A 19,561-nucleotide genomic window follows, 5' to 3' on the forward strand; every position below is an offset into this window, starting at 1 on the left:
CTCGCCTCGTGTACGTTCACCTGTCGGTCTTGTCGTCGATCATCGTCTCGTATTCTTCCCGCTTGCGCTCCAGCTCTTTATCGATTTCCTTGGCCGCATCCTCTAGCGCAATGCGTTCGTTCTCGCCGAGCAGCACCGCTTCGTTCCACGCATTCGTCAGATGACGCTGCGTATAGTACCCGCCTAGAATGACCGGCTGCTCGCGAAGCCAACTCCATTGCTCCCGAATGGCAGCGAGCTGATCCTCGCTCCAAGCCATGCCTTCCATCGCGGATACATTGGCGCTGTTCCAGCGGGAGCCGACGCCGACTAGACTCTCCACTTCCATGCCGAACCGAACTTGAATGTCCTCCGACATCCACCACTTCATGAACTCCCACGCCTCTTCTTTGTACGGAGTGGAGCTCATCATGACGGCCGTCTGAGCGGTCGTGCCGAGTAGAGTGCTCTGCGCTCCTGCTCCGGACGCGCTGCGGTCGATCGTGCCGTCTTCGCGTTCGGTACCGGGCAGCGGGATCATCTTCCACCTGCCATTAAGCTCGGGTGCTCCCGTAGAGAGCTTTACGAAGAAATCGTAGTTGCCGATGCCGATCGGCATCTCGCCCGTCCGGAAGCGTTGATAAAAATCGGCCTGAAGCGGGATTTTATAGTTAATAAACAGATTGACCCATTCTTTGAAAGCGCCCAGCGCTTCAGGGGTATCGAGTGCGGACTCGGTTCGCTCCTCGTTATAGAAATCTCCGCCGTGCTGGAATAAGAACGGCGTATACCCGCCGGAGCCGGCCGGGTAATAAAATTGCATGCCTTCTTCCTGCAGCAGCGGAAGCAGCGCGTACACATCCTTCCATGTCTGAGGCGGCTCCGCGCCGATGCGGTTCAGGATGTCTTCCCGGTAGAACAGCAAGGTAAAATCCAACGTCTCCGGGATCGCGTACAGCCCTCCCTCGAACTCTAGCGGCACCAACGCTTCCTCCACGAATCGGGAGCGAACGTCTTCGATGTCCGCGAACGCGTTCAAATCCGCCAGCGCGCCTCGCACCGAAAATTCTACCGGGATGCTCGGGGAGACGCCCAACGCGACGTCCGGGGCTTTCCCGCCGGTATACGCGAGCAGGAGCAAATGCTCCGACCCCATCGGGATCGTATTGATATCTACCTTGATGCCTGTCTTCGGCGTAAACTCCTCCGTAACCAACGTCTTGATCATATCCGTCCACTCGCGCCCGCGCGACACCCATACTCTCAGCACTTTTTCGTCTTCTTTCACGGTAGCGCGGTCGGTACTTTTCGGTCTCCTGAACGATTCCACGAATTTCTCGTACGTGGCGGCCATATGCTCCGTCATCCTGGATCCTTCCAACGGATATGTCGTTCCGGGCTTCGCGACGGTCATATAATCGAAATAAAGCGGCTGCTCCTTCATGCTTTGCAGCATCGTGCCTAGCGCTCCCTGTACGGTGGCGAGTTCGTTCAACTTATACGGAATTCCCTGCGGATCCCGCGCCATGCTCTTGAACAAGGATGCCGCCGTTTGCAGCGTCTGGCCGTAAGAAGGAACTTTACCGCCGTTCACCGCCTTGACATGATCGTAACTGTCCTGAAACACCTGTGCGCCGGTCTCCAACCGCTCAGCCAGATTCGGAATGTACAGTTCCAAATTCCAATCCTGATTGCGGTCGGTCGACAGCTTGCCGTTCTGGTCCCGCGAGGAAGCCGTAATTTTCACGACGTCCGTACTCAAGTTGGTAAGATCATCCAACATGATTTCGATCTGATAGATAAGGTCGCGTACGGGCCCCATTGCGCCGGTCATCGAGATTTCATGTTTTCCTTTCTCAAGATAAAATAAATACGGTTCGTCGTCCGCATTTTTCAGCGGCTCCAGGTGCCACCCTCGAATAAAGGGGAAGGCATATTCCTGCATCTCCCGGAAAGGAATTTCGCCGTCGATTTGGATCGCTCGATGCGAAACTTGATGGAAGGTCGGGGTCGTGTACCGGAAAGCGATTTCGTATAACCCGTCCTCGGGAGCTTCGAATGCCCAAGTCGCCGTTTGACCGCCTCGGGTCCATTTGCCGCTGAACATGTTAAACCTCGTTCGGGAAACCGCTTTCGGCTCGGTGTTCGGATCGTCGTTCCAAGAAGGCCGCACCGACAGTTCGGATACCTCGAGCGGCGTCTCCGATTGGAACTTCAGAAGATCCGACTGCGCGGGCTTATAGCCCTGAGCTTCGTATTCGGAAGCTTCCTCTTCATAGGAAGGCAGGATTAGCGGCTTCCTTACGATGACGGAGCCGACGGCCATCGGTTCCCGAAGATCGACGAGACGAAACGTATGCTTCCCTCTTTCCAAGTAAAACCGGTACGGCTCATGGTAAAATTTCTCGGGTTCTTCGACCGGTTTGATACGCCATCGGAAGATTTCCTGCTGCGCGGATCGAACCTGATTGCCTTCCTCATCGAACCGCTGCTCGTCGTCTTCCCGCCAATACCGATGGAACGCGATGCGGGACGCTTCTTCGAACGGCGCTTCGCCGTCGATTAGAAACCGCCGTTCGACGCTCGACTTCTTCCCTTCCATCGGGAAATATTCGATGTCGATGTTGTACATGGCGGATTCGGGAACGTCGAACGTCCACTCGACCCAGCCGCCGTCCCCGTCGGTGACGACGGCTGGCTTTCCTTCCACTTCGCGAACTTCGATATTGCCTGAGGAATCCGTATAAGCCGCCGCGTCGACGCGGATGTCCTCCCCCGCGTAATCGACATATCCATGCTCCGCATATGTAGCTAATACGGTGCCGTACTTCACTTCCGGATCGAGAACGTAATCCAGCTTCAGCGCCGGTTCGCTCAGCGCATCCGTACGCTCCGGACCTGCGAATTGATCCCCGCGGGGGGAGGGCTGATTTAATATAAGGAAGGCTGCTCCAATGACGGCTAAGACGGCCGCTGTAGTGACCACGAATTTTCCCCGTATGAAACCGCCGCCGGCGTTCGCCGGAAGACGGACCTCCGCTTTCGCCATTGTCCCGCCCCCCTTCCTATACCGTTACCTAAACCGGCCCTGCCCTGTCGAGAAACCGATGTCAGCTCTTCATCTCGATCCAATCCGTTCCCAATACGTTCCCGGTACCGTCCGTCAATCGGTACCATCCGATGAGGTACCTGTCGTTCAACAAAACAGGCTCGGTATTGTAAACCGTGTCGCCTTTCCGCCATGTACCGCTGATCGGAACGGAATTTTTGACGTACTGGCCGTTGAACGAAAGTTGATCGATATTCGGATCGTATTCGATGGAGCCTTTCGCATGGTTTCCATTAATGAATACGGGCTGCTTATTGCTGACGACCCGGATCGACGTTCCGACATCGGACGCGAGTCGATTGCCGGAGATGTGAGCATTCTCGACAAAATCCACGAGAATATCGTAAACTTTCATGCCGGAGATAAAGTTGCCTTCGATCGTCGTATTGTTTTGATTCCAGCCGATGCCGATCCCGATCGCTTGCGTATTCGTGCCGCCGTAATGACCGATCGTGTTATGCTCGATTCGGCAGGAAGCGATGGAGCCCGGTACGCCGAAATTGCCCGCGTAAATTCCATATAAAGCCGCTCCCTCCGTCAGCGCGATCCAGTTATTGCTGATCGTGAGGCCGCCTTCCGTCGTCAAATAATTGATCCCGTATTTTCTGCAATAGTCGAAATCGCACTCGGTAATAACGCCATAGAGGCATCGAACCCAGTTTACGCCCATATCGAAGCCGAATGTGAGCGTTTTCGTAATGACGAGGTCTTCCGGCCTGTGCTCCGTATTACCGCCGGGTTCGTAATCGAACGTAGCATCCACGTAGATGGCCATAGAATCGCCGCTTCCCGTAATCGTACCGCCGCCCCGAATAATCTGGCAGCTGTCGATGACGTTTTTCACGCTTTGTCCGATCACCTTGATGCCGTTCCAGACATCGTTCATGTAACATCCGTAGACTCTGGAATGCCATACGCCGCGCAAGCTCATGCCGGTGCCGTAGTAAGCTATGTAAATGTTGGAAAAGGTAATGCCCGTCGTTCGTTGCAGTTGAGCCGTACCCGGCACGTTAATGGCCGTATAATTCGCCGCTTCGCTGCCGAATATGGCGAACTTCTCTACCACGACCGGCGACAGTCCGTTGGAGACCGTGAACGTCAAGCAATCGCAGGCGGAACCTAACAATTGGGAGGCATAGCCCGTGCCCTGGATCGACGTCAGTTCTGGAATGATAACGGTCGATGTGACCCTAAATACGCCTGCGGGAATATACACGGTTCCGGTTCGCGCCGCATTCACGCACTGCTGAATCGCCGCCGTGTCGTCGGTTACCCCGTCCCCTTTCGCGCCGAACCACTTAATATTGAGCCCGCCTTCGTAAACCCTCATGAATCTGGCCCCAGACGCCGTAACGAGGATCGTGCCCGTATTATCTAGTGACGTCACATCCGTCTCATCGTACGCGAACACGCCTTCCTGTCCCTTGTCCGTAATATAGTAGACGGTGTTCGGCGAGGGCGTCGTGTTCAAAGCGCGCAAGCCGGCAATGGTGGTCTGCGGTAGCAGCATCTCGGCTTGTTCCCGTCTCTTCCCCGAGTGCTCGGCGGCGCTTCCTTGGCCGTCCTCCGCCGCATGAGCGACTCCGGCCAACCCGCCGGCGGCGGCGGCGATGCCGAACATCCCGATCGACGTCAACAATTTCCTTCTCGTAAGGAACAAATCTTTCTCCGCGTTCTGGTTTTCGGTCATGGGCTCAACATCCTTTCCTATGTTTAAATTCATTGCTTCAACATGGCGGCGAACGCGCAGCTGTAAATCCAGTGACCGTAGTCGTTCGGATGGTTAATATTGTTCAGGAGCAAGCTCTCGGGCGTTTTCCCTGAGGATAGCTCTTCTTTCCATAAAGCATGTGCGTCTGCGACGCCGATTCCATAGTCGACGCCTAGTTTCTTCATCGTATCCGCATACAAATGGGTTGCGCCGCTCGTATGTTTCCAGTGCGGATTCGGCTCGCAAGGCGTGACCAGTAGGATGTCGCTTCCGCATTCCTTGCGGATCGTCTCGATCATGTACCGAAGATTGCTTCTGAAAAGCTCAAGCGGAATGGTGTTTCCATGGGGATGTTGATTTTGATCGTTCATTCCGTAACCGATGGACACCAAGTCCGGCTGCAGCGGAACCACATCGTCAAGGATCCGACTTGCGCCGCCGTCGCTGGCTTCTCCGCCGACGGACTTGTTCACGATCTTGATTCGCCCTTTCGGAAACAAGAGCCGCAAGCTTTCCGCGAATCGACCGTAATACGCCAGCCGTTCTTCGCTCGCTTCCCCGCCGGCGCTGATGCTGTCCCCATAGACGACATACAACGCTTCTTCCCCGAAAGTAAGCTTGCGGGCGATTCGGTTCAAATACGCGGACCGTTCGACGTCCGACGCGGTAAACCGATCGTCCGTTCGCGGTTCGTCGGTCCAATAATCCGCATATACGGTGTAATTGCGGTTGCTATAATCCGGATATTGCGTATGGTCGAACGGAGACACGCCGTACATCGGGTGCTGCGAACCGTCCGGAATCCGGCTTCCCTCCGTTCGGCGAATCGTTCCTTGATCGTAGTCGACGATGAAGTCTTTCCCTTCCTCAAACCGAACGTGCTCAGCGTCCGAAGAGAGCGGACTTTTCCTCACCTCCAGCGCCTGGCCGGCGATCGGCCGATATCGAAGCGGCAGGGGTTCTTCCTTAACGAACACGAACGACTCGGTCTTCTGCTTGCTCATCATGAATTCGTTATGTCCCTCCCCTCTTGCCGTTATGGCTTGCTCCGCCATTCGAGGACCACCCCGAGGAACGGCTCCGACTTTTCCATAATTAGCATCCAGGCATTCTCCGCCTCGGCGGCTGAAAACTTATGAGTAATCAGGGGAAGGGTTTGAAGCCATCCCTCATGAATGCCGGCAATCGTCTCGTCCATACGTTGTTTCGTCCACCCGGACGGGCAGTGAAGCGTCATCTCCTGTGCGCGCAGTCGTTGAATATCGATCGTTCCTTCGGTCCCTAGGAATCCGGCTGATACGAGATGGCTGTTCCATGTCATGGCCGGTTGGATTTCGAGGAACGCGTCCATGTCCCCGACCGTGTCGACGACGACCGCGATATCCCTCCGACCGCCGAGCCAGCGAGACAACGGCTCTTTCCGCGTATTGAAGGAACGGATCGGCGAGGGAAGCAATGACAGCCGAGCATCGTGCCGGCCTAGCACCGTAACTTCCGCCCCTCGGTACGAGAGCGATTGGGCGGCCCATTGCCCCACCATGCCGTCGCCGATGACGATGGCCTGGTCGCCGGGGGTGACGTCCGGGCGGAACCCGCAGTTGTACCCGACCTGCGTTAGCACCGCCCCGCTGTACGCCAGCGGTTCGACCCCTTCGGGAAGCTTCCAAACCTGGCTTCTGTGCGTAACGGAAGGGTTGATATGCCCGCCCGAATCGAATTTCATTCCGTTGACCTTACTGATGGAGGCGAAAACCCAGTCTCCGGGCTCGATGTCTGGAACGGATTCGCCGACGCCTCGCACGATCCCGACCTTCTGATATCCGGCCACCTGAGGGAACGGCAATGCATCCCCCGGCCTCGGCGCTTGTTCCCCGGTAACTCGCTCTCCATACAGGAAGGAGGATTCCGTCCCGTTGCTGATCCATGAATAGACTAAATCGACGACTACATCCTCCGGCCCCGGATCCGGAACCTCGACTTCCATAAAGCGGACCTGCCTAACGCCGGTAAATACGACCGCATCAGCTCGCATGTTCATCCTCCGTAAGGGAATCGACGAAATCCGTCTTGGGGTAAGCGTACACTTTAATCGCTTCTTGCCTCTTCAGAAGCTCAATCGCCTCGTCGTAGCGGTAGAAAGGTACATGGTGCGTCTGAAGGCATTCGGTATTTAACCCCTTGTTTAACACGAGATCGATGAGTAACGCTTTGTCTTCTTCGCCGAACCGGCGATATTTATAAGATTCTAAAATCGTACCCTTCAACCAAAGATGCTGGCCGTAGCGGACTTCGCCCTTCAATACGCCGAAAATCATGAGATGGGAATCGACCTGCTCGAGCAGCCGCTGCACGGAAGCCGAAGCGCCGACGCAATCGTATCCTAAATCGAAACGCTCCTCCCCGAGCTCATCCGGGTGCTTCGCAGTGCCGATCCCTAAGCGGTTGACGAGCTCGATTCGATCGCGATTAATTTCTACGGCCGTAACGTTCGACGCGCCGAGCAGCTTAGCCGCCTGCACCGCCAACATCCCCGCCGGGCCGAGACCGGACACGAGCATCGATTTTCCGGTAATATCGCCGAACTGCAGTAAGCCGATTAACACGCATTTCAGCAACTCGAACGATACCGCTTGCTTCCACTCGATCCCGTCCGGCAGTTTAATGAGTTCTTGTTCACGGTAATTCAAATATTGCGCATACGCCCCGTTACCGCCGATATGCTCGAGCGCGGCGACCCGATCCCCTACTTTCAAGGAGCGCACATTGGTTCCCGCCGCGACGACCGTTCCCGCAGCCTCATGTCCCGGAAAGCCGGGAAGCAAAGGATAGTCGGGCCGCCGATCCGCGTGGAACATGTCCTTGCCGCCCATCATGTGAATGTCCCAACGCGGACAGGTGGAGACGATTTCGATTTGTACCGTTACTTGATCGTCTTCCGGTTCAGGAAGATGGATGTCGATAATTTCGTAACGATTCTGCTCGGTAATGTGTAAAGCTTTCAATGGATATCAACTTCCTTTATTTTATTTTTGAATGAGTTGAAGTATATTGATCTTGTGACGTATATTGACCTTGGTGACTTAAGTGTACATCGAGAAGAAAGCGCTGTCTTTGCACTCTGTTACCCTTACGAAAAAACTCAATCGGGAAGATTCGCGAAGTTCAAGCAATTGATTTGCACATCATAGACTTTTCGGTTGCTGAGGAGGTAAGTAAAGTGAGGATTCGACTATGCAGGGAGGGCTCGATCTCGCGATCGGCGGAGGCGCCCGGCGGAGGAATGCATCCGGCACTCTATGAGATTCTTTATATCACCTCAGGGAAAGTTCGGTTTCGTTGGATGAGCAACGTATGCGAAGCGGAAGCTCCGGCCGTGTTCATTATGTCCGTCTCCACGCCGCATCTGCTCGAAAGCTTGCGCGCGGAAGCGAAATTCCGTTTCATTGAGCTCGCCGAGTGGGATCATTTCACGTTCACGGATAAGCAAATCGACCGATGGAACTTTATGCAAACCCGTAAAGACATTTACACGGGAACATTGGCTGCCGCGATCATTCAATCCCTGGACTTCGTCCACCACCTCCAGTCCACCGGCGTCGCCGATCAATGCCAAACCCTTGAAGAAGTTTGTTTGCTGGAAATTCAGAAAACGTACAAACTTATCGAGCATGTGCTGAACAACTCTGGGAAAGGAATGGCGCCAGACGGGGTGCAGAACAAACCGAAACCGAGCGAAATGGCGGACTTGTTGATCGAGTACATGGATGCGCACTATAGGGAGGATATCACGCTTCATCGACTCGCCGACGTCGTTCACCTAAACCCGTCTTATCTCGTTCGGATGTTCAAAAAGCAAACGAACACGACCCCCTTCGACTACCTGCGCGATCTGCGACTGAAGGCGGCCATCCGCTATTTATCCGTGACCGATCTGCCGATCAGTTCTATCGTGGAAGAAGCCGGCTTTAAGAGCGTCCATTACTTCTCGAGAACGTTCAAGCAGGAGTATGGTCAGAGTCCCGCCGAGTGGCGCAAGCGGTTTCGAAAAACCGGAGCAATCGATTGAGACGAGGCTTCACCCTTAGAAATTCGCGTTTACGAGTTTATGTTTCTCGCAAGATTTCGGACAACAAGAACTTGACTCTTTTGTTGAAATTGGAACGTACATTCGCAATTCATAATTTCCTTAGAACCTGCTGCCTTCATAATGGCCGCCGGTTCTGTTTTTATGTCTTGTGTTCGGCCGATCATCGAACGAACATCCCCGATAGTTCAGTAATCGCGCAGCAATACGAAAAAGCGGTGGATTGGATCCACCGCCTCAGCGCGAGTCCTCCAAAACCCGCAAAGGAAAGCGCCGAACAGCCGTTGCCGTTGCACACTCCATCATGATGATCGCTTACTATTTGCCGACCCGACAGGAAGATTACAAAGACTTAGGCTCGGATTACTTTGAGAAGCGACACCAAGACGCCATCGTAAGACAGACCGTAGTTTCGTATTGTCTTTTCTAGGCCATCAACCGATTATAGATTTCCTCGATACGTCTCTCTCTAAGCAAGACGTGCGATAGAGGTCGTACCAGTTCTCCCAGAACGTCCCCGTCTGATCTTCCGCATTGAATGCAACGACTCGTTGGCCGGCTGCCCTAGTGCTTTATGAAGCTATCGTCTCCGTTACCGTAACCATCCCATAGTTTCATTTTCAATCTCGCTTAAAAAAGAAAGAACAGCAGTTTTCATCTGGTCCAAACCCGGTTGTTCTATCGGAAAATGGCCAGCTCCTTCTAGGATTACGCAGTCTTTCTTGCTTTTTAATCTGTTATAAAAAGGTTCACTTAATGCAAAAGGCGTCATTGGATCTACTTCAGGATGGACAAGTAATACTGGGCAAATGTCGAAACGTTCAGGTTGAATCAATGGTTTCATATTCATAAAAGTTCTAAGCAATCGAAACGGGACCTTTGTGCCTGCCGCAAGCGGATCCCTTATGATCAGTTCGGTCAATTCAATGTTGTTCGTAATTAACTCCATCCTAGATACCTTCGACACAGAAATTCGAAATGGATCCAATATAAAGGGGAAAACGTCCATTGAGAATTTACCTAGTCGACTAACGAACTTATTTGGGGCAACTCGATCCCGAACTTTTGAATTACTTGTATCTACAAATGTCGTGACTACCAATCCTTTAACATGTGTGCTCATGGACGCAGCATGGTAAGCGAGCATGCCACCGATACTTGCTCCTAATAAAACAATCGGTTTACCGTCGCGCTTCATTTCCTGCTCGATCAAATTTGTAAGTAATTCAATCCAATGCTGGTAATCTAATGATTTCAATGAATCCGTATAAGTTAGACCATAAGGAGGAAGGTCAGGGGATAAAACATCATACCCATTTATTTGCAACATTCGTGCATAGGGAGCCAGTAGTCTACCGTTTCCACCCGCACCGTGAATTAAAATAACTTTCATTTTTGAATCTGGAACAGTCATCCGATCGAGATGAACACGATATTCGTTCCAATCCCACCATTCTTCAGTCGGCAAACAATTCACATTTAATCGCAGTTCTTCAGGAAAAAATTTTTGATACTTCTTCCAATGCAGCTCGGATTCATTATAGGTTAAAAGTTTCGTGATAGAAATCATATTCACTTTCCCCCGTGAACTGAACGAACGACTTCACCTCTGAGTTTAACACCTTTAACAGAATATAGTTCAGATTATTCGCGTTAAATGTTTAAAAAGGTAAGTGAGGTACCGACAAATAGATGTTTTCCTTGTTCGCCTTCAGCATCTCCACCAACCGCTGAACACCATTATTGGACGGATCCTGTTTTGGGGTCTACTAGCGGGGGTGTGATGCAGCTGGCCTTAGAATTGCCGTATCTTATCTCGCGGGTTCCCCACGACCTCGGCGATCCGCCCGGTAATTTGCCGGTTTCGTTAACCCATTTCATCAATCTTCCACCTTTCCTCCAAATCTATAGAGTACCGGAAGTCGTCGTTGTTGCGCGTGCATGCCGTAAAAGAAAGAGGCCGTCCCGAAGTAGATGTAACTACTTCGGGACAGCCTCAAGCAGCAACCATGGGTCGTTCGCGGTTCGTCGTTCTGCGCTTCCCGCTTACCGCTCGTACCAGTATCCGTTGACACCCTTCGCGACGCGCATCAATGCCTCGACATAATAATAGTCGCCCCAGATCATATAATCGTCGGGGCCTTTGCCGGCCAACGTTATAGGCGCCGTGCCGCAGCAGCCCCTCGGCATCGGGGTCGTCCAGCGTCGAATACGATTCGATCAGCGCGCGAAGCATCCGCTCGCTCGCTTGGCGAAGCGCGTCCCGCTCCGGGGCGCCTTCCTCGAGCAGAAGCCCGATTTCGAGAAGCCCGCAGAGCGCGATCGCCGAGGCGGAGCTGTCGCGGTTGTCCGGTCCGTCCTTCGGGACGTCGAAGTCCCAATGCGCGCCCCCGTCCTCCGGCAGCCGCGAGAGGAAATACGTCGCCGCCCGCACGGCCGCATCCAGGTACCGCCGCTCGCCCGTGTACCGATAGACGAGCGCGAAGCCGTAGACCGCCCAGGCTTGCCCGCGCGCCCACGTCGACCCGTCGCGATAGCCCTGATGCGTCTCGCCGCGGACCGGCTCGCCCGTAGCCGGCTCGAAGCGGAACGTATGATACGAGGAGCCGTCGCCGCGCATCAGATACTTCAGCGAGCGGGCCGCCTGCACTTCGGCCGCCTCCCGGTACGCCGGCTTCCCCGTCGTCTCCGAGGCCCAGAAGAGCAACGGCAAATTCATCAGGCAATCGATAATGATGCGACCGCCGTGCTCCGCATGCCCCTCCTCGCCCCAAGCCTGCAGATACCGTCCTGCCGGACGCCAACGCTCCATCAGCGCGTCCGCAGCCTGCACGGTGCGGTCGCGCGCCGCTTCCGCGCCGTCGACGATCCATTCCGCCTTCGTCGACAGCGAATACAGAAACCCGATATCGTGGTGCCCCATCGCCTGTCGCGCCTCCATGCGGTTGACGAGCCGCGCGGTCAAGCGTCGGGCCGCGTCGCCGAGCGCCGCGTCCCCTTCGAACTCGTGACCGAGCCACGCCAAGCCGGCATAGAAGCCCTCGATCCATTCATTGTTGGCGTCGCGCCAGTCGTAGCGCTTCTCCTCCGTAATATACGGGAACCGGTCTCCGTGTCGGAGTATATTCCGCTTCGTCTTCGCGACGGCGTCCCGAAGCGCCTTTTCTACCCGCTCAACCATTGTGTCGCGCGCCTCCTTTTCCATATTGCAGATAAAACTTACAGCCGGAACTGACGGGCGCCCTCCTCGACCCGCTTCTTATACATTCCTACGTTCGGGTCGTACCGCACGCCGTCCGCCGTCGCTTCGCCGTCGTAGCGGACATAACACCATGCGGCTGCGTTCGCGAACGTCCGCACTTCAAGTCCGTCCCGGTAGTCCAGCGTCGCGTCGCACTTCAGCAGCGTGCTGAACAGACATACCCCGTCCACCTTGACGTAGCTGCCGTTGTGCAGGCTCACCCGCTGCAAGCGGCCCTCCCCGTCGACGGCGACGCTCGCGAGGAACGCGTCCGTCTCGATTCGCTCGAAGGCGACATGCGAATTCTCGTGCATGACGCGGCCGTCCGCCAGCGTATTGCAATAGAAGGAGGTTACGCTCCCCTCCGGCTCCCGGACGCGGAAGGCATGCACCCGCTCGTCGCCGAATTTCTCGACGTCGAAGCGTGCGCCGTCCTCGCCCGGAAGCACGAATACATTCATAAACTTGATCCGCCGATCCGCGGCGCTCGCGCGAACGGACAAATACTCCGCTTCGGGGAATTCGTCCTCCTTGCCGCTGCTCCGATGGAAGGAGCTGAGGTAGCCCTGCTCCGTCGCGTATGTCTTCCGATCGGGATACAGCGATCGGAGCTCGAGCGTCTCTCCGCCGCTCGCGATGCGGAACGTATCGCCGTCGCGCGACGTCGTTCCGTCGTAATGCAGCAGCCACTCGAACGCACCGTCCCGATTCGCGTGCAGATCGTCTACCATAACGAGAAATCGGTCCGTTAAGATGACATGCCGATAGAAGCGATGGTAGAGATGCATGTAAGGCCCGGTGCAATCCGCCAGTACGTACCGATATCCCGGCGCCTCCAGCGCGACGGGGATATTCCCTTCGAACTTTGTGCCGTACTCGATCATCTCCGGCGGCTGTCCCTCGCCGTCCAGCAGGACGACGTTATGCGCTCGGGACTGCCGGTAGTAGCTGTTGTATAGCGGCTTCGAATAGACGCAATACCCGGAGTCCGCGACGAACTCCTTGCCGCCGCTGATCAGCAGGAACGTGCCGACGTCGAGATGGTTATGATTCCAGCTCTCCCCCGTCTTGATCGCGAACACCGTCTCGCGGCCCTCCCGTTCAGACCGCAGCACGGCGTATCCGGAATGTTCCAGCACCGTCGTCCGGTCCCCTGCAGGGAACGGCTGCGGCGCCAGCGCCGGCGGGTAATACAGCAGCTCGAGCGGACCGTCCGGAGCCGGCTTGAAGGCGTGGTAGAACGTGATCATCTCGCCGCGCCGCAGCAGCTCGCCCAGCCGCAGCCAGACGAATGTGTTTCCTTCCCGATCGCCGACGTCCCCGAAGCCCAGCGTCTTCATGCCGTTCTCCGAACGGTATACGGTAGCGATATACGCGTCGGGCACGCCCTCGAGCGCCGGCACACTTCGCAGCAGTCCGTCGTCTCCGGTCCGCCGACGATAGAACGACTCGAAGACGACGACATTGCTTAGCGCATAATCGAGATAACTCATCGTCTCGATATAATCGCCGCCGGCGCCGAAGTTGCCCTTCTTGTTTTGAAGCACGTTGCCCGGGTAGGCGAACCATTCCTTCAGCCCCTCGACGACGGCGTGCAAGTAGGCGTCGTTCTCAGGCCGCTCCTCTTCGAGCGCCATCAGGACGACGCCCGCTCCCGCCGCGCACACGCTCCACCAGTTATGTCCCATCGTATCCAGCGCGTGGATGCGTTTGGTCGGATGCAGCCAATCGTCGTATAGCGGCGCGAACGCCTTCTCCCGCAAACACCCGGAGATCGACTCCCGCTCCTCCCCGGACAAGACGGAACGGATCGCGTCGAAGGCGAGCGAGGCGTTCACGCCGATATCCGCCGTCCATAAATCCGAATTCCGGCCGCCGCCGACTTGGTAGAGCCAAGCGTCCTCCCCGCAGATCGAGAGAAGCAATCGCCGCGCGCCGTCCGCTGCCCGAGGCTCCGACGTCATTCTGAAATAAAAAGCAAGGCGATGCGCCTCTCTCGAGAGCTCCCTCACGAAATTCCCCAGCGTAAATCGCTTATTCCCGCCGAGCTCCCTCGCTCGTTCGCGCAGCGTCTCCAATGTGCGCTCGTACGTCGCGATCGCATCCTCGTCGATCGCCCGCACCTGCGCGACGAAGCGTTCCCACCCTTCCCGAACCGCCGGAAGCGATTCGAGCTTGCCATGGATCTCGGCCAACGCCGATGTATCGTAGAACATCGTCCTCATCCCCCTTACTCTCCGCCGTAGCCATCGTTCACAGCCCCAATCTAACGGAGCGCGGGCGTCCCGGCAACTATCAAGTTTTGAGGCGGTAACAACGGTTGCGGCCCCGTGCGGCAACGGCGTTCCCGGCCCGAGCTAACAGTTCTTGAGCAACTTGCACATCTTGAATATCCGCCGAATCTACCGGGGAAAAAGGCGACGCCCCCCGCCGTTGCCGGCGCGGGGCGTCGCTTCTTTAGTCGTTCAGGCTCCGCCACCGCGCGATCAGCGTCTCCGCCGTTCGCCTCAAGTCCGTCTCCGCCCGAGGGGTGAGCGAGACGCCCTGGGACGGCCGCTCCAAGTGTTTCATGAAATCTTCCAGATGCTTGGCGGCTTGATCGTAGCGTCCCTTCCCGAAGTGACCCTCCGCCGAATCCGTTCGATTTCGCAGCGCCGCGAGCAGCGGCCGATCCAGCTCGCCCGCGTCCGCGTACGCCTCCAGCTTCGTCCTCAGGCGCTCGAGGCTCGCCATCGGCTCCGACGCGAGCGTCAGGTCCCCGAACAACGCGGGATTTTTCCCGCTGCCGATTCCGCTCATGTACTCCAGCCAGCCGTGTCGTCCGGCGCCGTCGTCGTCGTTGACCAAAAACGAGAAGCCGATCAACGAATCCGGCGCCGCTTCGCCCGCCGGGAGCAGCTCCGACCACGGGATGCGAAGCTCGTATGTCGTCGTATCGCCCTCCCGTACGATCGCCGCCTCGCTGTTCGCCAGCGCCCCGACCGGACGTCCGGATACCGACGCCCAACGCCATTTCACAATCTCGCCCGTATCGGCGAGCGCGAACAACAATTCGCTGTAGCCCGCACTGCCGGGGCCGTCCCTCCGCGCCGGGTCGATCATGAATTGAATGCCGTCGCCCATCCAAGCCGCGCCGTCCGTCTGCCCTTGGCGATGGACGTCGTCGCGAACAGTCGCGGCGAGATAGAGGTGGTCGTCGTCCCACAGGACGGCGCCGGTCGCGCTCAGATCGTCGACGCCGCCCCACGGCGTCGAACCTCCGCTCACCTTCTTATACTGACTCTCCTGCTCGAGTCGGAACGTCATCGCGCCGCTCCACTCCTCGAGGCTGCCGTCGAGGACCGGCGGCGCCGGCGTCTTCGCCGCGGCCAAGAAGTTCGCGACCGCCTGAGCGGGAACCGTCGAGCCGTCGGCGAGCCTCGCCTCGATGCGCAGCGGCACGGCGTGCGTCGGGGACAAGGCTTCCTTCGGCACCTCGACTGTCGCCCGCACGGTTTCGCCGGCAGCCGCCGCGAAGGGAGCCGGCGCCGAGACGAACGGGTCCGTCACGACGACCTCGCCTTCGACCGCGCCGCCGCTAATGTTCTCGATCTCCACTTCGAGCGCCCACCGCTCCCAATCGTTCGGCTCGACGAGCTTCGGCGTCGCCGCGTTCACGTTCACGAGCCGATCGAGATCGACGAACGAAGCGATCGAACAAGCTTGATTTTGCGCGTTCGGCGGGCACAAGAGCACTGCTTCTCCGCCTACGTCCTCATATCGATTTCTTCCTAGCTGCAGCTTCGTCAGCGTACTGCGGTCCACCGCGAAGCCCGAGTACGGCGTCCCCTGAATCGTATTGCCGGACACCTCCAGATCGCCCTTGGCGCTCTGCAGCACCGTGATCGCTCCGTGATGATACGTAAGCGGACCGCTGTTCGTATTCGTCAACGTATTGCCGACGACCCGAACCTTCTCGTGATAAAACGCTTCGCTGGTGTAGTAAAGCAAGACGCCGGCCATATGCGTATCCGAAATATGGTTGTTCGCGATGTCGATATGCTGGCCGCTCGCGATCGAGATGCCCGCATGATCGCGGGAGCCCTCGATGCGGTTGCCCTGCAAGCGAACGTATTGCGGCTCGCGCGCGATCGTGCCGAGCTTGTTCACGTGAATGCCGCTGTCCCGGGAGCCCGCGATCGTCGACCCTTCCACGAACACCTGCCGGCTGCCGACAATCTCGATACCGGCCGTGCCGGCATTGTCTACGCGGCTGTCCCGCACGGCGACGCCCGTCGATGCGTCCACGAGCAAGCCCGGACCGCCCGAGTCGATCAAGCGAACGCGCTCGACCTCGATCCCCGCGCTGGCCGAGACGTCTAGCAGCGCCCGATTATGGCGTTGCGTCGGCGGATCGGCCAGCTCCAAGCGGAGACCGGATACCTTCACGTTGTCCGAATCCACGATCCGAATCCCCTGATGATCCTCGGACCGGAAGCGCAAGACGGAGCTTTCCCCGTCGCCCCGGAGTTCGACATCGGCGCGACCGGCAATCAACAGATGGTGCCGAATCGCTGTGAACGGGAACGACGAGCGTTCCGCGATCGGCTCCAAATTGTACGTGCCGGCCGGCACGTACAGCACGCCGCCGGACGACGGGATCGCCTCCAGCGCGTCGTAGAACGCTTGCAGATCGTTGCCGGTGCCGTCGCCCTTCGCCCCGAACGCCTTGACGTCGACGATCGTCTCTGGCACGGCTACGCTCGGCGCCGTCGCCCAGCCGGTCTCTTCCAGCGCGTTCTCCATCGCGTCGTATACGTCGACGAAGGACGGCGCTTCCGCCGTGACCTCGAAGCCTTCCTTGGCGGGAACCGTCGGCTGCGACACCAGGTTGCCGGCATACGCTTCGCCCGACAACGTCCCGCCGAAGAGCACGCTGTTCGCGTTCCCCAATAAACGATTGTTCGCGATCTCCAGCCCTTGAATCGTAGCGTTGCCGTTGATTCGGATCGCGCTCCCCGCGGAGTCGGCGATGTCGTTGCCCCTTACGGCCAGATCGGTCGCCCGCAGCGCGGACCCCCATGCGCTGAACAAGATCCCGTTGCCCGGGTTGCCGTAGATGCGATTCCCCTCGATCGTCACCTCGTCCGCGAGGTTGTTCATCGCGACGGCCCCGCGGTACAAGTGGCTCTGATTGAAGTTGTTGTCCGCTCGATTGTTCTGATCGGAGCGAACGATCGTATTGTCCTTGATCGAGATGCGCTCCACCGGCACGCCGGTTTCGCCGGATTGCCCCAATGAGTTCGTGAAGACGCCCGCGAGCAGCGAGTTCTCGATCCAGTTCCCTTCGATGCGGTGCCCGATGCCGCCGGCGCTGACGCCCCGGCCCCACGTCGTGCGAACGATCGTGTTATGCAGCGCGAAGTTGTTTTCCGAGACGGGCCAACCGTTCGCGCCCGGCGCGTCGGAGACGAAGCCGATCGCGTCGTCATTGATATTTTCCGTATAATTATAAGCCGCTGTCGCATTCACGACGTTGGCGAAGTGAATGCCGTCCGCGCCCGTGTTCCGCACCTCGTTATCGACGGCCCAGACGTTCCTTGTGCCCTGCCAGAAGACGATGCCGATCGCGCCCTGGTCGATATGGAGGTCGATCGCTTGCAGGTTCTCTCCGCTTACCCCGAAATTATACGGTCCGTTGATCGAACGCATATCCATCCGAGGCGACCAGGACGTGCCGAAGCTGCGGAACGACACGTTCTTTCCGTCGATCCGCCAACCGTACGGACGGCCGTTGTAAACGCCGTTCGAGGTGTGATAGAGACGCCCTTCCGGGAGCGCCGCGAGGCCCGGATTCCGGAACACGATCGTGGTCGCTTCGCCGTCCCCGACGAAGTGGACGTTTTCCAGCGCCCGCTCGCCGGTCCGATCCCAGAATCGGCGGTCCGCCGGCGTCGCGTCCGGCGCCGGCGGCGCTGCGAAATAATAACGTCCCGCAGGCATATAGACGATGCCGCCCCCGACTTCTTCGAGCGCGGCGATCGCCCGATCGAACGCCTCGCGGTCGTTCGTCTCGCCGTCGCCCGCCGCCCCGAACTTCGTCACGTCGGCGACGTACATGGACGCGTAATCGATGCGCGGCATCGTCTCCAATCCCGGACGCGCATAGAAGCTATCCGGCAGATTCGATACGGTGCCGCGCGGCAACGAGCCCGTGGAGCCACCGTCGGCGACTTCCGCGAGGAAGTAGGGGCGGAGCTCCGGCTCGAGCGCATCGTCGGAGCGGAAGCGCACCAGCGTATCGGCCGCGCTGTCGTCCGTCATGCGGAACGACGCGGTCGGCGCTCCGGCTTCGACTCGGTCTTGAACGTAAGACGAGACGTCGAATCGGTACCAGCCGGCTTCGCGCACGACGGCCGTATCCAGGACGACACCCGCTTCCGCAGGCGCGTTATTATAAGTGATCTCCGTCTCTTCCCACGCGGCGTCCTCGAGGCCGCGAACCGTAATCGGAACGTCCTTGCCCAGCGAGACCGGCAAATAGACGGCAAGCGTGACGGTTCCGATGTTTTCGGCAGCGCCGGACAGCGAACCGAAGTCCGCCTTCAGGTACGCCTCCCGATGCGTCGGCTTATCGGTTGCGCCGTTCTTCAAGAAGTGCTTGATCGCGAATTCCGTCCCGCCCGCGACGAGCGACTCCTGATTGACGTCCGCTTGCGCCCCGCCCTGCGTATTCACCGCGGCGGCGACCGGAATGACGACAGGCTCCTCCTCGCCAGGCTCCTCGCCGGGTCCGCCGGAAGGCGTATACGTAATAACGGGATCCCAATTCGTATGATCGTTGTTGAGCGTAACGTTCTTCTGCACGACGAAGGCAATAACGTCGCCAGGCGCGACCCCCACCGTGTCGACACCCGTCGGCGTCGTGGGCTCCGTCGTCGTCAGATGCGCGCTCCACAGCGGCGCGTCGTTCTTCCGCACGGAGACGAGTACGCCGTCGCCGAGGTTGTCGCCCTTGCGAACGGCGCCGCCGATTGCGATCGTTCCGCTGCCCGGCGCCGTCCACGCGCGCACGACGTCGTCGGACGCGCCCGGGTGCATCGCCGTCGCCGAGATCCACGGCGTGTTCGTCGTCGCGTCCTTCCACCGCGGGACGATCGGATTGCCGGTCGGCGTCTCGACGAACACCAGATCGGACAGGGCGCCGCCTCGGTGCTTCCAGTAATGCCAGCCGTTCCCGCCCTGCGTGCCAGAGAATCCTGCGGACGCCCGGTACGTTACCGGCTCGGGCGCCGAACCCTCGCCCGTCGAAGCCGTCGCCGCTCCGGCGCCGGGAACCGCCGCGCCTCCGAAGAGGGAGAGCGCGAGCAACAGAGCCAATGAACTTTTCCTTTTCCGCATTATGTAACCCCTTTCAAATCAAGTTATAAAGCCGTCGGACCGCGGGCGGAGCCGATG

At 58.0% G+C, this 19,561-nt stretch carries 10 protein-coding genes; 1 reads left to right on the top strand and 9 read right to left on the bottom strand.

From position 1 onward, the window contains the following. Positions 1–16: 16 nt before the first annotated feature. The 5 genes from RIN49_RS06005 to RIN49_RS06025 form a co-directional block, all read right to left on the bottom strand. Complete coding sequence (locus RIN49_RS06005; RefSeq protein ID WP_309119257.1) at positions 17–3,028, bottom strand: extracellular solute-binding protein; 3,012 nt, start codon at positions 3,026–3,028, stop codon at positions 17–19. 61 nt (positions 3,029–3,089) lie between these two features. Beyond that, positions 3,090–4,778 carry a right-handed parallel beta-helix repeat-containing protein gene (locus RIN49_RS06010; RefSeq protein ID WP_309119258.1) on the bottom strand — a complete coding sequence of 563 codons (1,689 nt, stop codon included), beginning with the start codon at positions 4,776–4,778 and terminating at the stop codon, positions 3,090–3,092. A 29-nt stretch (positions 4,779–4,807) separates the two neighbouring features. Then, a complete protein-coding gene (locus tag RIN49_RS06015) occupies positions 4,808–5,854 on the bottom strand; it encodes an SGNH/GDSL hydrolase family protein (RefSeq protein WP_309119259.1) in 1,047 nt (348 codons plus the stop codon). After that, the gene (locus RIN49_RS06020) at positions 5,836–6,831 is read right to left on the bottom strand and encodes a hypothetical protein (RefSeq protein ID WP_309119260.1); all 996 of its coding nucleotides are present in this window, start codon (positions 6,829–6,831) and stop codon (positions 5,836–5,838) included. The genes RIN49_RS06015 and RIN49_RS06020 overlap by 19 nt, the downstream gene beginning before the upstream one ends. Further along, the gene (locus RIN49_RS06025; RefSeq protein WP_309119261.1) at positions 6,821–7,801 is read right to left on the bottom strand and encodes a zinc-dependent alcohol dehydrogenase; all 981 of its coding nucleotides are present in this window, start codon (positions 7,799–7,801) and stop codon (positions 6,821–6,823) included. The genes RIN49_RS06020 and RIN49_RS06025 overlap by 11 nt, the downstream gene beginning before the upstream one ends. Positions 7,802–8,016: 215 nt before the next feature. Here RIN49_RS06025 and RIN49_RS06030 point away from each other — a divergent pair, with 215 nt between their 5' ends. Continuing rightward, positions 8,017–8,865 carry a helix-turn-helix domain-containing protein gene (locus RIN49_RS06030; protein ID WP_309119262.1) on the top strand — a complete coding sequence of 283 codons (849 nt, stop codon included), beginning with the start codon at positions 8,017–8,019 and terminating at the stop codon, positions 8,863–8,865. Positions 8,866–9,475: 610 nt separating this feature from the next. Here RIN49_RS06030 and RIN49_RS06035 read toward each other — a convergent pair. The 4 genes from RIN49_RS06035 to RIN49_RS06050 form a co-directional block, all read right to left on the bottom strand. Continuing rightward, on the bottom strand, positions 9,476–10,453 hold the full coding sequence (locus RIN49_RS06035; RefSeq protein ID WP_309119263.1) for an alpha/beta hydrolase: 978 nt from the start codon (positions 10,451–10,453) through the stop codon (positions 9,476–9,478). Between the two features lie 426 nt (positions 10,454–10,879). Then, positions 10,880–12,064, bottom strand: coding sequence for a glycoside hydrolase family 88 protein (locus tag RIN49_RS06040; RefSeq protein WP_309119264.1), 1,185 nt, complete (start codon positions 12,062–12,064; stop codon positions 10,880–10,882). A gap of 38 nt (positions 12,065–12,102) precedes the next feature. Next, on the bottom strand, positions 12,103–14,340 hold the full coding sequence (locus RIN49_RS06045; protein ID WP_309119265.1) for a heparinase II/III domain-containing protein: 2,238 nt from the start codon (positions 14,338–14,340) through the stop codon (positions 12,103–12,105). Positions 14,341–14,581: 241 nt separating this feature from the next. Further along, positions 14,582–19,504 (bottom strand): right-handed parallel beta-helix repeat-containing protein, encoded by a 4,923-nt coding sequence (locus RIN49_RS06050; protein ID WP_309119266.1) that lies wholly within the window; start codon positions 19,502–19,504, stop codon positions 14,582–14,584. Positions 19,505–19,561: the final 57 nt, after the last annotated feature.

The organism is Paenibacillus sp., assembly GCF_031177825.1.
Classification (GTDB): domain Bacteria; phylum Bacillota; class Bacilli; order Paenibacillales; family YIM-B00363; genus Paenibacillus_AE.

Bases quoted from the DNA above. Each gene is read 5' to 3' on its own strand.
- RIN49_RS06020 (WP_309119260.1), bottom strand. From the start codon at position 6,831: ATGCGAGCTGATGCGGTCGTATTTACCGGCGTTAGGCAGGTCCGCTTT.
- RIN49_RS06050 (WP_309119266.1), bottom strand. From the start codon at position 19,504: ATGCGGAAAAGGAAAAGTTCATTGGCTCTGTTGCTCGCGCTCTCCCTC.
- RIN49_RS06015 (WP_309119259.1), bottom strand. From the start codon at position 5,854: ATGGCGGAGCAAGCCATAACGGCAAGAGGGGAGGGACATAACGAATTC.
- RIN49_RS06035 (WP_309119263.1), bottom strand. From the start codon at position 10,453: ATGATTTCTATCACGAAACTTTTAACCTATAATGAATCCGAGCTGCAT.
- RIN49_RS06010 (WP_309119258.1), bottom strand. From the start codon at position 4,778: ATGACCGAAAACCAGAACGCGGAGAAAGATTTGTTCCTTACGAGAAGG.
- RIN49_RS06005 (WP_309119257.1), bottom strand. From the start codon at position 3,028: ATGGCGAAAGCGGAGGTCCGTCTTCCGGCGAACGCCGGCGGCGGTTTC.
- RIN49_RS06045 (WP_309119265.1), bottom strand. From the start codon at position 14,340: ATGTTCTACGATACATCGGCGTTGGCCGAGATCCATGGCAAGCTCGAA.
- RIN49_RS06040 (WP_309119264.1), bottom strand. From the start codon at position 12,064: ATGGTTGAGCGGGTAGAAAAGGCGCTTCGGGACGCCGTCGCGAAGACG.